The organism is Ensifer sp. LC163 (assembly GCF_001695855.1).
Classification (GTDB): domain Bacteria; phylum Pseudomonadota; class Alphaproteobacteria; order Rhizobiales; family Rhizobiaceae; genus Ensifer.
Genome location: NZ_MBSS01000067.1, coordinates 54,438 through 68,847, shown reverse-complemented (window position 1 = coordinate 68,847; position 14,410 = coordinate 54,438). Strand labels below are relative to the sequence as shown.

The following is a 14,410-nucleotide window of genomic DNA, read 5'->3' as shown; positions in this document are numbered from 1 at the left end:
TTCCGATCTAAATGGAGTCGAAGAAACGCTCTATCTCTTTGTTTTTACGCATTTCCTGGCGGAAACCGCTACGCACTTTTCCTGGAAATGCTCTAAAGCGCGTCGCGATCTTTCAGATGCGCGCTGCGCTTTAAGCTCTTGTTTTTGCGCATGTCGTCATCGCAAAACCGCTGAACACTTTTGCGCGACATGCTTTAATCCTGCTCCAGCATCAACGTTGCCAAGGGCGGCAAGGTGATGGTTGCCGTTATTGCGCCTGTCTGATCTTCTTGTGCCTGAACGGCGCCGCCGTTGCCCTTGCCACTCCCCCCATAGATTTCCGCGTCGGTGTTCAAAATTTCCTTCCAGCGACCTGCGACCGGAAGCGGGATCGTGTAATTTTCCCGATAAACGGGCGTGAAATTGGTGATGACGGCGACGAGCTTTTCACCCGGCGCCTTGCGCAGCCAGGCAAAGACCGAATTGTCCCGGTCGTCGGCGAGCAGCCATTCGAAGCCATCGCCCTCGCAGTCGCGCGCGTGCAGCGCCGGCTTCGAACGGTAGGTGCCGTTGAGGTCGCGCACCAGCCGCCGCATGCCCTCGTGCAGGTGATATTCCAGCAGGTTCCAGTCAAGCGCGCGTTCCTCCGACCATTCGCGCCACTGCGCAAACTCCTGCCCCATGAACAGAAGCTTCTTGCCGGGATAGCCCCACATGAAGGCGTAGTAGGCGCGTAGGTTGGCGAACTTCTGCCAGTCGTCGCCGGTCATCTTGGCGATGAGCGAACCCTTGCCGTGCACGACCTCGTCGTGAGACAGCGGCAACACGAAGTTCTCGCTGAAGGCGTAGAGCAGACCGAACGTCAGGTCGTTGTGGTGGAAGCGGCGGTGGATGGGCTCGCGCGACATATACTGCAGCGTGTCGTGCATGAAGCCCATGTTCCACTTGAAACCGAAGCCAAGACCACCGGCATGGACCGGGTGGGAAACCTTGGGCCAGGACGTCGATTCTTCGGCGATCGTCAGGATGCCCTTGTGAACACCGTAGATTTCGGTGTTCATCGTCTGAAGGAAGCGGACCGCCTCCAGGTTCTCGTTGCCGCCGTATTCGTTCGGCACCCATTCGCCGTGTTTGCGCGAATAATCGAGGTAGAGCATGGAAGCCACAGCATCGACGCGTAAGCCATCGACGTGGAATTTCTCCGCCCAATAGAGCGCGTTGTTGACGAGGAAGGACAGCACTTCCTGCCGGCCGAAATTGTAGATCGCCGTGTTCCAGTCGGGATGAAACCCCTGGCGCGGATCTTCGTGCTCGTAGAGCGCGGTGCCGTCGAACCAGCGCAGTCCGTGTTCGTCGGTCGGGAAATGCGCCGGGACCCAGTCGAGAATGACGCCGAGGCCGACCTTGTGGCAGCCGTTGACGAAACGCGCGAACCCCTCCGGCTCGCCGAAGCGTGCCGTCGGCGCATAGAGGCCGGTCGTCTGGTAGCCCCAGGAGGGATCGTAGGGGAATTCGGAGATCGGCAGGAATTCGATATGGGTGAAGCCCATGTCGACACAATAGGGGATCAGGCGGTCGGCAAGCTCGTCCCAGGACAGCATGTCGCCGTTGTCGCGGCGCTGCCACGAGCCGGCATGCACCTCGTAGATCGAGATCGGCTGGCGGCGGGCGTCAGCCGATGCCCAATGGGCTCGATGCGCCTCGTCTTCCCAAACCTGCGCGATCTCAGGTGTCGTCACCGAGGCGGTGTTGGGGCGAAGCTCCGAGCGGCGGGCGAAGGGGTCTGCCTTGAGCGGCAGAAGCGTACCCTGGCGGTCGAGGATCTCGTATTTGTAGGCAAGGCCTGCCTCGACGCCGGGGATGAAGATCTCCCAGATGCCGGTGTCGGTGCGAAGGCGCATGACATGGCGACGCCCGTCCCAGTCATTGAACTGGCCGACGACGGAGACACGCTTGGCGTTCGGGGCCCAGACGGCGAAATGGTAGCCTTGAGCGCCTTCATGGTCGATCGGATGGGCACCCATCTTGTCGAACAGCCGGAGATGCGAGCCCTCGCGGATATAGTAGTCGTCCATCGGCCCGAGCACAGGCCCGAAGCTGTAGGGATCGACGACGATCCACTCGCCGCCATCGTTGCGCGCGCGATAGCGCACCGGCTGGATCTTGCGCAGCGAGACCGGTCCCTCGAAGAAGCCGGCGTCGTCGCGCCGCTCGAGGACGCCGAGTTCCTGCCCGGACAGCGTTTCCGCAACGACGCTGTCGGCGCCCGGAATGAAGCAGCGGGCGACATAGCCTTTCCCGACCGCTTGCACGCCGAGTATGGCGAAGGGATCGTGGTGCGTGCCTGTGAGGATGGCCGCAATGGCCGGCATTGACAGCAGGGCTGAGGCTGGAGGTTCCGGGTCTTTGCCGGCCGAAGGGGTCATCCGGCTCTCCAAATTTCGCCGGCATATTGCCGGATGGTACGATCGGACGAAAACCAGCCCATGCGCGCGGTGTTGCGCACGGCCTGCGAATACCACGCCGACGGCGTCGTCCACAGCTGGTCGATCTCGCGCTGCGCCTTGGCATAGGCTTCGAAGTCGGCCGCGACCATGAACCAGTCGTGATTGTAGAGGCCATCGACCAGGCTGGTGAACCGGTTGCGGTCATCGGGCGAAAACACGCCCGAAGCGATCGCCTGCAACGCCTGCGACAGCTCGCGCGATCCCTCGATGATGGCGCGCGGATTGTGACCCTCGGCACGCGCATTCGTCACTTCCTCGGCCGTCAGGCCGAAGATCTTGATGTTCTCCTCGCCGATCCAGTCGCGCATCTCGACATTGGCGCCGTCAAGCGTCCCGATCGTCAGCGCGCCGTTCAGCGCGAACTTCATGTTGCCGGTGCCGGAGGCCTCCATGCCGGCGGTCGAGATCTGCTCGGACAGATCGGCAGCAGGGACCATGATCTCGGCCAGCGAGACGTTGTAGTTCGGCACGAAGACGATCTTCAGAAGCCCGCGGACGGCCGGGTCGTTGTTGACCACGCGGGCGACGTCGTTTGCCAGTTTGATGATCAGCTTGGCGTTGTGGTAGCTCGGCGCCGCCTTGCCCGCGAACAGTTTGACGCGCGGCACCCAGTCGAGTTCGGGATGCGAGCGGATCTGGTCGTAGAGCGCCACCGCCTCGATGATGTTCAGGAGCTGGCGCTTGTACTCGTGGATGCGCTTGATCTGGATGTCGAACATCGCCGACGGGTCGAGCCTGATGCCGAGTCGGCTTTGAACGAGTTGCGCGAGCTTCACCTTGTTGGCGCGCTTGACCGCGGCAAAATGCTCCTGGAAATCCGGCTTGTCGGCAAAGGCATCGAGTGCCTGCAGCGCCTCGGTATTGTCCATGAATTCGTCGCCGATCGCCTCACGGATCAGGCTGAACAGGCCGGGATTGCACTGCATCAACCAGCGGCGCGGGGTGATGCCGTTGGTCTTGTTGTTGATGCGATCGGGGTAGAGCCGGTGCAGGTCGGCAAACACCGTTTCCTTCATCAGTTCGGTGTGCAGCGCCGACACGCCGTTGATCGAATGAGAGCCGACAAAGGCAAGGTTGCCCATGCGCACCCGGCGGTCGCCGCTTTCGTCGATCAGCGAGATGCTGCGGACCTCCTCGTCGGTGGCGCCCTTCTGTTTGCGTGCCTCGATCAGGATCTTGGCGTTGATCGCATAGACGATCTGCATGTGGCGCGGCAGCAGGCGTTCGAACAGCGGCACGGGCCAGCTTTCGAGCGCCTCCGGCAGCAGCGTATGGTTGGTGTAGGAAATGGTTCTGCGGGTGATATCCCAGGCCTGTTCGAAATCGAGGCCGTGCAGATCGGTCAGCAGGCGCACCAGTTCGGCGACCGAGACCGCGGGGTGGGTGTCGTTGAGCTGGATCGCGACGGCATCGGGCAGCGAGGTGAAATCAGGATATTGCTGCAGGTGCCGGCGCAGGATGTCCTGCAGTGAGGCGGACGAGAAGAAATACTCCTGGCGCAGACGAAGCTCCTGGCCGGCCGGCGTCGCGTCGGCGGGATAGAGCACGCGGGTCAGGCTCTCCGCCTTGTTGCTTTCGCGCAGCGCGCCGATGTGGTCGCCGGCATTGAAGGCATCGAGCAGGATCGGGTCGATCGGCTGCGCCGTCCAGAGCCTCAGCGTGTTGACGCGCTTGGCGCGCCAACCGACGGCCGGCGTATCGAAAGCGGTGGCAATCACGCGCTCGGCCGGCTTCCAGACGAAGCGCTGGATCTCTTCGTCGACATTGGCGGTTTCGACAACGCCGCCGAAACCGATCTCATAGGAGCTTTCGCGCCGCTCGAACTCCCAGGGGTTGCCATGGGCAAGCCAGGTCTCCGGCAGTTCCACCTGCCAGCCATCGGCCATCTGCTGGCGGAACAGGCCGTGCATGTAGCGGATGCCGTAGCCATAGGCGGGCACATCGACGGTCGCCATCGATTCCATGAAGCAGGCAGCAAGTCGGCCTAGGCCGCCGTTGCCGAGTGCCGCGTCGGGCTCAAGCAGAGCGATGACGTCGATATCGACCCCGAGCGAGGCGAGCGCATCACGCATCTCCTCCATCAGGCCGATATTGGTCATGGCGTCGCGCATCAGGCGGCCGATGAGGAATTCGAGCGAGAGATAATAAACACGCTTGGCACCTGTCGCGTAGGTCTGGCGGGTCGAATCCATCCACTTGTCGGTGATGCGGTCACGCACCACGAGGATAGCGGCGGTCAGCCAGTCGTGCGGCTTGGCGACCTTGGGATCCTTGCCGATGCGGTACTTCAAGCGCTCGAGGATTTCGACTGCAAGCTGGTCGGGTTCGGAAGAACGAAGTGCGGGCTGCGGCAGTTCGTTGGCGGAAATCTTGTTCATCATCAGAACTGTCTTACCCTTTTGCGTTGGGAGGTCGCAGGCCGGAACCGACCGGGGATGGGCAATTTATGCATCGATCCGAAGCGCTTGCAACAGGTGTTTTTAAAAGGATTAGAATTGCCTGAATAGAAGGGATGTCTGGCAAAGAGCCGTGGCTTGCCTCGCCGCCCCAAATGAAAAATGCCGCCCGGCGGGACCGGGCGGCATGATGGCGCGCGCTTTCTTTGGTTACTTTGTCAGGCGGGTCGCCATGGCCGAAGCCTTCTCGCCGATCGCCTTGAAGGCTGCAATCAGGTCGGCTGCTTCTTCCGCCTGGAAGTAGTTTGCTACCGTGGTCGCGCAGGACTTGAGCAATGCCTTTCCGCGATCGGGTGCCATGAAGGCCACGGTATAGACCTGAACGTTGTTCTTGCGCGCCGTATCGCACCATTGCAGCGTCGTTGTGTCATCGCTCGTGTTGTTGTTGGCGCCGTCGGTCATGAAGACGATGTACTTCGTCGCAACCTGACCATTCTTGGTCTTGTGCGCCGTGTCCTCGGTGGTGGCCGTTACCCGGCTGTAGGCGGTCTTGAACGCATTACCGGATGCCGTGCCGCCCGTCGCGACGAGGGCGTTGACGTAGGTTCCAGTTCCGGCAGTCCCCCATGCGATATTGCCGGCGGTATCCTGCGCCGAGTTATAGGAAACGGCTGCCGTGCGGACATAGAGTTCCTTCGGGTCGGCAGCTTTCAACTGCGCGAGCAGATCCTTGACCGCGGTCTTGAGCGCGTCGATCTTCGTCACGTAGCAAGGACTGGTCGCTGCCAGATTGGGGTACTTGCCCCAGTTTGATTCGGTATAGTTGGGGCACGAGCTTTTGGCTGTGTTCTGCGTATTGCTCTTCCAGGCCATCGAGCCGGAGCGATCGAGCACGAGATACATCGACAGCGCATTCTTGGTTTCTGTGGCGCTTTCCGCCGTGGCGCGGGTCTCGATCAGTATCGATTTCTGCCCAAGGAGGCGTGTCATCGCATTGAACTGAAGGGTCTGCTTGTTGGCGACCGTCACCTTGAAGGCCTTGCCGGTTGCACCGTTGGCACTCTCGATGATGTCGACTGTCGAGGAATTGACTTCCAGTTCTTCAATCGGAGCCGCATTGGCCGATGCGGCAAAGCCGCTGACCGTTGCGCCATCGTCGTTGGCCGGAAGGTCGACGCTATTGCCGCCGGCGGTTTGGGCCTTCAGGAAGTTGGTCGCAATTTCCTTTGCCTTTGCGATATCGGGCTTCTCCTTCGATACCAAGGCGGAAGCCGCCGCAAGTGCTGCCGCGTCGGCCGCGTCCTGCATCTGATTCTTGGTGGTCACCATCTTGGCCATGTCGATGGCAACGCCACCGGCGGCAAGGACCAATGGCATTACCAAGGCCGCCATCATGCCGAAATTGCCGCCACGATCCTTCAGCATCGCCATGAAGGACCGGTTGATCGTGGATCGTTTTCCCATCTCTGCACACCCCAAGGAACACGTTGCAAACTTGAAGGCGACGTTTAGCGGCGATGGCTTACGATATCGTTCAGGTGATAGATTCAATTTTAGCGGAATACAGGAAAACCAGTGCTTACAGCGGGTTCCGGGGATGCTGTGGTGTTTGAAAACGGGAATGCCATGTCTCAAATCGGGTCAGGTGACCGGAATGACGTCAACGGCCTGTTCGGTCTTCTGCCCGCCGTAGCTCTTCAGCACGCCGATGACAGGTGCGACGTCGCCGTAGTCGCGGCCGTGACCGACGACGATATGGTCCGTTCCGGCCGGGATATTGTTGGTCGGGTCGAGTTCAAGCCAGCCCGCGGTAGTGCCGCACCAGATGCGAACCCAGGCGTGCATGGCATCGGCCCCTTCCAGGCGCTCCTTGCCGGCGGGGGGGATTGTTCTTAAGAAGCCGCTGACATACCCGGCGGGGATGCCGAGGCTTCTGAGCGCTACGATCATCACATGGGTGAAATCCTGGCAGACGCCGCGCTTGAGCTGGAACGCCTCTGCCGGTGTGGTGTTCACCGTCGTCGCCTCGCTGTCGTAGACGAAGTCCCGGTGAATGCGTGCACAGATCGCGGTGGCGATCTGGCGGATCGTCATTCCGGGCGTGACCAAGGCTCGCGCGTAGGCCGCGATCTCCTGCACCTCTGCCAATAGCGGGCTCGGGCCGACGAAATGATGCGGTGCGTCCGGGTCGACGGACCAGCAGGCGGCCAGTTCCGCCGGCAAGCGGGAAAGATCTGCCGAGAAATCGGCCGTCAGCGGCAGCGGCTCCACCTGCACCCGCGCCTGCATGCGGATCACGAGGTCGTCATGGGCGGAGCGAAACAGGATCGCGGTGAAGGGATTGGCGAAGAAGTCGACGCTTTCGGAGCGTTCCGCCGGCATCGGGTGACAGCTGACCGAGCCGACGACGAGGCGCTGCCGGTCGGGCAGCGTCGCCGGCATCACACGCACCAGATGGCGCCCGCCGGACACCGGCACTTCGTAGCCGTAGGTGATCTTCAGGCTGATGTCGTAGAGCATGGGCGTGTCCTGCCGGTCAGCCGAGATAGGTGTTGGCGAGAATGTTGGAGAGCTTTTCCAGATCTCGCTCCAGCCTGTTGTAGACGCTAAGGTTCATCGCCTCCGGCGTCATGACGGCAAGGCCGGAATGCAGGCGCATGGCCTCGCGGTAGAAGGGCGACATCTGGCCGTTGACATAGGCGTTGGGCAGAAGCTCCACCTCGTTCTTGATTTCGTTGAACTGGTAGAGCACCGAGCGCGGGTTGAGTGGGTCGAGCGCCAGCAGGTCGGTCACGGTCAGCGCTGCCGTGTTGACGTTGTAGCGCCGGCGATGGGTCATGACGCTGTCGCCGATCTCCAGCAGCATGTCGTAGGCGCCGTCAGGCGCATCCGGGCCGGACATATGGCCAAGCAGCCGCGTCATGTGCAGGCCACGTTCGATGTAGCGGCCGATGGAGAGAAAGCGCCAGCCGGTAAAGCGGTACATGTTTTCGTGCACAAGACCGGCAAAGCCGGCGAGCTTGCGCAGAAGCACGGTCATGGCGCGGGTGGCATCGTCGCCCGATTGCACGGTCGCGTGGAACTTGCGGGCCGTCTGCGACAGATCGTTGAGCGCCAGCCAGCCGTCTGGCGAGAAGCGGTCGCGGATGTTGCCGGCGCTGAAAAGCGCACTGGAAATATTGGCCAGCAGGCTGTCAGGTACCGCCTGGTGGGTATCGATATCGAGGGCGGCGAGATAATCGGTGACGTCCTGGAGCAGCGGCAGGCTCGGGTCGGCGGTCTCGGCAAACCGGCCGTGCCAGGCGCGCAGGATGCGCAACGCCCCTTCCGCCCGCTCGATGTAACGGCCGAGCCAGAACAGGTTGTCGGCAGCCCGGCTCGGCAGGCTTCCCGGCATGTTGCGGGTGAAGCTTTCTTCTGCCGGCAACAGGGTGGTGCGCTCGACCGGCCGGTCGCTGACAATCCAGACGTCGGCGGCCGTGCCGCCGGCCTGCATGGCGATGGCGGCAACATCGTCGCCGGAGCCGATGCGGGCAAAGCCGCCGGGCATGATCTGCCAACCGTCGCGGGTGCGGGCGGCGAAGACGCGCAGGCTCATCGGTCGCGGCGTCAGGCGGCCGCGCACCCAGGCCGGCGTGGTCGACAGCGTGACCGCCTCCTGGCCGACAAGTTTTCCGCCCTCCGCATCGAGCCAGCCGGAAATCGCTGCCGCGTCCGTTTCGGCCAGCGACGCCCCGAGCACCGATTGGCCGTTGTCGTCGAAGAAGGGGCGCGTCGCATAGGCCGGGCCGATGACCATGCGTTCGATATTGGCGGCGACCTGCGCGCGCTCGGATGTTTGGCCGCACCACCAGGTGGCGATCGACGGCAGCTTCTGTTCCTCGCCGAGAAGATGCCAGCAGATGGCCGGCATGAAGGCCAAGAAGGCGCGCGTCTCAACGATGCCGGAACCGAGCGCGTTGACGATCGCCAGGGATCCGGCCCTCAGGGCCTCGACAATGCCGGGGGTGCCGATGTGCGAGGACTGGTTGAGTTCCAGCGGATCGGCGAAGGCGGCGTCGAGGCGGCGCCAGAGCACGCCGACGGGTTTAAGCCCCGCGACCGTGCGCACCATCACCCGGCCGCCGACGACCGTCAGGTCTTCGCCTTCCAGCAGCATGAAACCGAGATAGCGGGCGATATAGGCATGCTCGAAATAGGTCTCGTTGGCGATGCCGGGCGAGAGCACGGCGATGCGATCGTCCGGATGCAGCTTGCGCGCCTGCAGCGTGTCGCGGAAGGCGCCGAAGAAGCCGGCCAGGCGATGCACATGCGTTTCGGCATAGAGATTGGAGAAGGCGCGGGTGGTGGCGACCCGGTTTTCCAGCGCGAAGCCGGCACCGGACGGCGCCTCCGTGCGATCCGAGAGGACCCACCAGTTGCCGTCCGGGCCACGGCCGATCTCGAAGGAGATGAATTGCAGGAAATGGCCATCGGCCGGCTTGACGCCGACGAGCGGCCGAAGAAATTCGGGGTTGGAGGCGACCAGCGCCGGCGGCAGCAGGCCTTCGCGCACCAGGCGGTTTTCGCCATAGACGTCGGCGACCACCTTCTCCAGAAGTTCGGCGCGCTGGATGAGGCCTTGCGAGACTGCCGCCCATTCGTGCTCGTCGATCAGGACCGGAATATGCGACAGCGGCCAGCTTCTCTCCGAGCTGTCCTTGCCGCCATAGACCCGATAGAAGACACCGGCGTCGCGCAGGTAGCGGTCGGCGCGCGCGAAGCGATTGGCGAGATCCGTTTCGTCGAGGCGGCCGAGCGTCGAAAGCAGCCGTTGCCAGACGGGCCGCACGTTGCCATGCGCGTCCAGCATCTCGTCGGCAATGCCGGGAAGTGCACGGTAGCCGAAGACCGGATCGTCATCGATGCCCAGCCGGCCGGCCGCTGCTCTCTGCTTCTTCGCCATTTACGCTCCTGGCGGACGCCTGAGATCAAGCGTCATCGGAAATTCCATCGACGGGCTTTCCGGATGAAGCAGGTAGCCTCCCGGGGTATGGCCCCAGGGCTCGAACCGCGCCAGTCGCCGCGCTTCTGCCTCGTTGCCGTTGACCGGAAATGTCTCGTAACTGCGCCCGCCCGGATGGGCGACATGGTAAACGCATCCGCCAATCGCCCGATTCGACCATGTATCATAGATATCGAATGTAAGGGGAGTGTTCACGGGCAAAACCGGGTGAAGGCCGGCGGCCGGCTGCCAGGCCTTGTAGCGAACGCCGGCAACGGCGCTGCCGTTGGTACCGGTCTTGGCAAGAGGGAGGGGCCGGCCGTTGCAGGTGACCGTGTAGCGCTCGGGATTGGGCGTATCGAGCTTGACCTGCAGCCGCTCGACGGAGGAATCTACATAGCGCACGGTGCCGCCGATCGCTCCCTGTTCGCCCATGACATGCCAGGGTTCCAGCGCCTGGCGGATTTCCAGCCTGCCGCCCTCGTATTCGACCTCGCCGCAGAAGGGGAAGCGGAACTCGAGCTGGGCTTCGAACCATTCCGGTCGAAGATCGAACCCGTGGGTGCGCAGGTCGGCGAGCACTTCGAGGAAATCTTGCCAGACATGGTGCGGCAGCATGAAGCGGTCATGAAGTGCGGTGCCCCAGCGCACGAAGCGGCCGTCGAGCGGGTGTTTCCAGAAACGGGCGATGAGCGCGCGCACCAGCAGTTGCTGGGCAAGCGACATGCGGGCGTTGGGCGGCATCTCGAAGCCGCGGAATTCGATGAGGCCGAGGCGGCCCGTCGGGCCATCCGGCGAAAACAGCTTGTCGATGCAGATTTCCGCGCGGTGGGTGTTGCCGGTGACGTCGACGAGCAGGTTGCGGAACAGCCGGTCGACCAGCCAGGGCAGTGGCGGCGGCGTCGCGGAACCGGGCAGCGGCACCTGCGCGAGTGCGATCTCCAGCTCGTAGAGCTGGTCGTGCCGGGCTTCGTCGATGCGCGGGGCCTGGCTGGTCGGCCCGATGAAGAGGCCGGAGAACAGGTAGGAGAGCGACGGATGGCGCTGCCAATAGAGGACGATGCTCTTCAGCAGGTCCGGCCGGCGCAGGAACGGGCTGTCATTGGGATTGGCGCCACCGACGACGACATGATTGCCGCCGCCGGTGCCGGTGTGGCGACCGTCGATCATGAACTTGTCGGCGCCGAGCCGGCTTTGGCGCGCCTCTTCGTAGATCGCCGTGGTGATATCGACGCAATCTCGCCAGTTGGCCGCGGGATGGATGTTGACCTCGATGACACCGGGATCGGGCGCCACGCGGATGACATTGATGCGCTCGTCGTGGGGCGGCGCGTAGCCCTCGATGTGGACCGGCAGGCCGAGCGCTGCCGCGGCGCGCTCGGTTGACGCGATCAGGTCGAGATATTCCTCGATGCTTGTCGTCGGCGGCATGAAGACGCAGAGCCTGCCGTCGCGCGGCTCGACGCTGATGGCCGTGCGCACCAACCCGGCGATTTCGTCGCGTGGCTGCGGCTGTGGGGTTTCCGGCGCTTCCGATGCCTGGAAGCGCGAATGCTGCGGGCGAACGCTGGTTTCGGCGAAATCAGGCAGGTCGTTGCGCGGAACGGTCGGGTCGACGGGATGGATATAGGGATAGGCGGACGGAGCGACATAGGGCAGGGCGCCGAGCGGCAGGCGATAACCGACGGGGCTGTCGCCGGGAACGAGGAAGATGCGGCCGCGGCGGGTCTGCCATTTCTCGCTCATCCATCGCAGGCCGGTGGCACGCGCATTCCAGGCCTGTACCGGCAGCACGTAGCCGGTCGGTGCCGTCAAGCCGCGCTCGAACACCCGGGCCATGCGGCTGCGCTCCTCGGGGTCTTTCAGCTTGGAGTTGGCCGGATCGACATTGTCGGGAAGGTTTGCTTCCTTGAGCAACCAGTCGGCGGGGTCTTCGAAGGCCGGCACGACCATCTCGGCCGGTACGCTCAACTCGCTTGCCACCCCATGCAGCAGGCGTTCGGCGTCCTCTGCCGTCACGTCATGCCGCCCGTTCTCCTCGGCGATGAGATCCGCCTGACGCCAGATCGGCACGCCGTCCTTGCGCCAGTAGAGCGAGAAGGTCCAGCGCGGCAGGCTTTCGCCCGGATACCATTTGCCCTGGCCGTAGTGCAGGAATCCGCCGGGCGCGAAGCGTTCGCGCAGTCGGCGAATGAGGATATCCGCCTTCTCGCGTTTGGTCGGTCCGACGGCCTCGGTGTTCCACTCGTCGGCTCCGAAATCGTCGATCGATACGAAGGTCGGCTCGCCGCCCATCGTCAGGCGCACATCGTTTTCGGACAGCACCCGATCGACATGTTCGCCGAGCGCGTTCAGCGCCTGCCAGCTTTCGTCGGAAAACGGCTTGGTGATGCGCGGATGCTCGGCGACGCGCGAGACCTTCATGTCGAAGGCGAAGTCGGTGCGGGTCTCTGGATCGCCGAAGAAACCGCCGGAGATCGGGGCGGCGTTGCGGTAATGCGGCGTGGCGGCAAGCGGAATATGGCTTTCGCCGGTCAGGAGGCCGGAGGTCGGGTCAAGCCCGACCCAGCCGGCGCCGGGCAGGTAGACCTCGGCCCAGGCGTGCAGATCGGTAAAGTCGTGCTCGGTGCCGGATGGGCCGTCGAGCGCCTTGAGGTCAGGTGCAAGCTGGATGAGGTAGCCCGAGACGAAGCGGGCGGCATAACCCAGATTGCGTAGGATCTGGACGAGCAGCCAGCTCGAATCGCGGCACGATCCCCTGGCCGATGTCAGCGTTTCCTCAGGCGGCTGGACCCCGGGTTCCATGCGGATGACATAGCCGATTTCCTGCTGGAGCCTGGCATTGAGGCCGACGACCATGTCGATGGTTCGCTGTCGCGAGCGGTCCACCGCCGCCGTGAACGCAGACAGCGCCGGCCCCATCGGCTCCGGCGTCATGTAGATCTTCAGGTCGTCGATCAGGTCTTGCGGGTAGGCGAAGGGCCAGTGCTCGGACTCCTCCTCGATGAAAAAGTCGAAGGGATTGTAAACGGTCATGTCGGCGACGAGGTCGACTTCGATCTTCAGTTCGGTGACCGGTTCCGGGAACACGTAGCGTGCGAGGTAGTTGCCGTAGGGATCCTGCTGCAGATTGACGAAGTGGTTGGCCGGCGAAACTTTCAGCGAGTGGCTGATGACCTTGGTCTTGGAATGGGCCGCCGGTTTCAATCGGATGATCTGCGGTGAAAGCCTGATCGGGCGGTCATAGGTATAGTGGGTCAGGTGGTAGATGCTGGCCTTGATCGACATACCGGATTTTGTCCCCTTGATGGCAGGTCGTTATTACGCCGCCATTCCCGGGAAGTTTGTGCAATGCGAAGAGAGAAAGCAAGCGCGAAAGACAGCGCCGGATTTCTCCGGCGCGTCGATCGGCAGACGTAGGCGATCACACCGCCGGCGGGTTCAGGCGCGCGAAGCCCTCCTGGAGGTGATAGGGGAAGTAGGGGTAGGTGGCGGTCTTCTGGCTGGCCTTGTCGAGCCGTGCCGTCTGTTCGGCGGTCAGCGACCAGCCGACGGCACCCAGGTTCTGGCGCAGCTGCTCGTCGTTGCGGGCGCCGATGATGACGCTCGACACGGTCGGGCGCTGCAGCAGCCAGTTGATGGCGATCTGCGGGATGGTCCTGCCGGTCTCGGCTGCCAGTGCGTCGAGCACGTCGACGATGTCGTAGAGCTTCTCGTCATCGACCGGCGGGCCGAAGGAGGCGGTATCGTGCAGGCGGCTTCCTTCGGGCCAGGGCTGGCCGCGTCTGATCTTGCCGGTCAGACGCCCCCAGCCGAGCGGGCTCCAGACGAGCGCACCGACGCCCTGGTCGAGACCAAGCGGCATGAGCTCCCACTCGTAGTCGCGCCCGACCAGCGAATAGTAGACCTGATGGGCGACGTAGCGCGGGTAGCCGTGCTTTTCCGCGGCAGCAAGCGACTTCATCAGCTGCCATCCGGCGAAATTGGAAACGCCGACATAGCGCAGCTTGCCGGTGCGCACCAAGGTGTCGAGCGTCGACAGCACCTCTTCGACCGGCGTGCCGGCATCGAAGGCGTGCAACTGCATCAGGTCGAGGTAGTCGGTGCCGAGGCGGCGCAGGGCATCGTCGACCCCCTTGATCAACCGCGAGCGCGAGGAACCGGCATCGTTCGGACCATCGCCCATCGGCAGCGACATCTTGGTGGAGATCAGCACGTCGTTGCGCCGTCCCTTGATTGCCGCACCCAGCACCTCTTCGGAGGCGCCATCCGAATAGACGTCTGCCGTATCGAACAGATTGACACCGGCCTCAATGCAGATGTCGACGAGACGGCGCGCCTCGGCATCGTCGCTGTTGCCCCAGGCGCTGAAAAGCGGGCCTTTGCCGCCGAACGTGCCAGCGCCGAAACTCAGCACGGGAACCTTCAATCCTGACGATCCAAGCCGTCTGTATTCCATCATTCGAACTCCTCGTTGCGGTCATGCCCGTATTGGCAAGAGAAAGGTGGTGTCTCGTTGATTTGAGAAGTAGACCATCTGCCGG

At 63.2% G+C, this 14,410-nt stretch carries 7 protein-coding genes; all 7 read right to left on the bottom strand.

What is annotated here, in order from left to right:
• Positions 1–194 precede the first annotated feature (194 nt).
• Positions 195–2,405: a 1,4-alpha-glucan branching protein GlgB gene (glgB, locus tag BC360_RS28790; protein WP_065797766.1), complete on the bottom strand. Its 2,211-nt coding sequence runs from the start codon at positions 2,403–2,405 to the stop codon at positions 195–197.
• Entirely contained in the window at positions 2,402–4,867 is a 2,466-nt protein-coding gene (locus BC360_RS28785) for a glycogen/starch/alpha-glucan phosphorylase (RefSeq protein WP_139110250.1), read from the bottom strand. Before BC360_RS28785 ends, glgB begins: the two co-directional genes overlap by 4 nt.
• A gap of 225 nt (positions 4,868–5,092) precedes the next feature.
• Positions 5,093–6,346 (bottom strand): TadE/TadG family type IV pilus assembly protein, encoded by a 1,254-nt coding sequence (locus BC360_RS28780; protein ID WP_083222779.1) that lies wholly within the window; start codon positions 6,344–6,346, stop codon positions 5,093–5,095.
• A gap of 177 nt (positions 6,347–6,523) precedes the next feature.
• The gene (locus BC360_RS28775) at positions 6,524–7,402 is read right to left on the bottom strand and encodes a transglutaminase family protein (RefSeq protein WP_065797764.1); all 879 of its coding nucleotides are present in this window, start codon (positions 7,400–7,402) and stop codon (positions 6,524–6,526) included.
• Between the two features lie 16 nt (positions 7,403–7,418).
• Positions 7,419–9,827, bottom strand: coding sequence for a circularly permuted type 2 ATP-grasp protein (locus BC360_RS28770; protein WP_065797763.1), 2,409 nt, complete (start codon positions 9,825–9,827; stop codon positions 7,419–7,421).
• The gene (locus BC360_RS28765) at positions 9,828–13,154 is read right to left on the bottom strand and encodes a DUF2126 domain-containing protein (RefSeq protein WP_065797762.1); all 3,327 of its coding nucleotides are present in this window, start codon (positions 13,152–13,154) and stop codon (positions 9,828–9,830) included.
• 136 nt (positions 13,155–13,290) lie between these two features.
• Complete coding sequence (locus BC360_RS28760; RefSeq protein WP_065797853.1) at positions 13,291–14,325, bottom strand: aldo/keto reductase; 1,035 nt, start codon at positions 14,323–14,325, stop codon at positions 13,291–13,293.
• Positions 14,326–14,410 lie beyond the last annotated feature (85 nt).

Excerpts from the sequence above, each read along its gene's own strand:
- BC360_RS28775 (WP_065797764.1), bottom strand. The coding sequence starts at position 7,402 with ATGCTCTACGACATCAGCCTGAAGATCACCTACGGCTACGAAGTGCCG.
- BC360_RS28760 (WP_065797853.1), bottom strand. The coding sequence starts at position 14,325 with ATGGAATACAGACGGCTTGGATCGTCAGGATTGAAGGTTCCCGTGCTG.
- BC360_RS28770 (WP_065797763.1), bottom strand. The coding sequence starts at position 9,827 with ATGGCGAAGAAGCAGAGAGCAGCGGCCGGCCGGCTGGGCATCGATGAC.
- glgB (WP_065797766.1), bottom strand. The coding sequence starts at position 2,405 with ATGACCCCTTCGGCCGGCAAAGACCCGGAACCTCCAGCCTCAGCCCTG.
- BC360_RS28785 (WP_139110250.1), bottom strand. The coding sequence starts at position 4,867 with ATGATGAACAAGATTTCCGCCAACGAACTGCCGCAGCCCGCACTTCGT.
- BC360_RS28780 (WP_083222779.1), bottom strand. The coding sequence starts at position 6,346 with ATGGGAAAACGATCCACGATCAACCGGTCCTTCATGGCGATGCTGAAG.
- BC360_RS28765 (WP_065797762.1), bottom strand. The coding sequence starts at position 13,154 with ATGTCGATCAAGGCCAGCATCTACCACCTGACCCACTATACCTATGAC.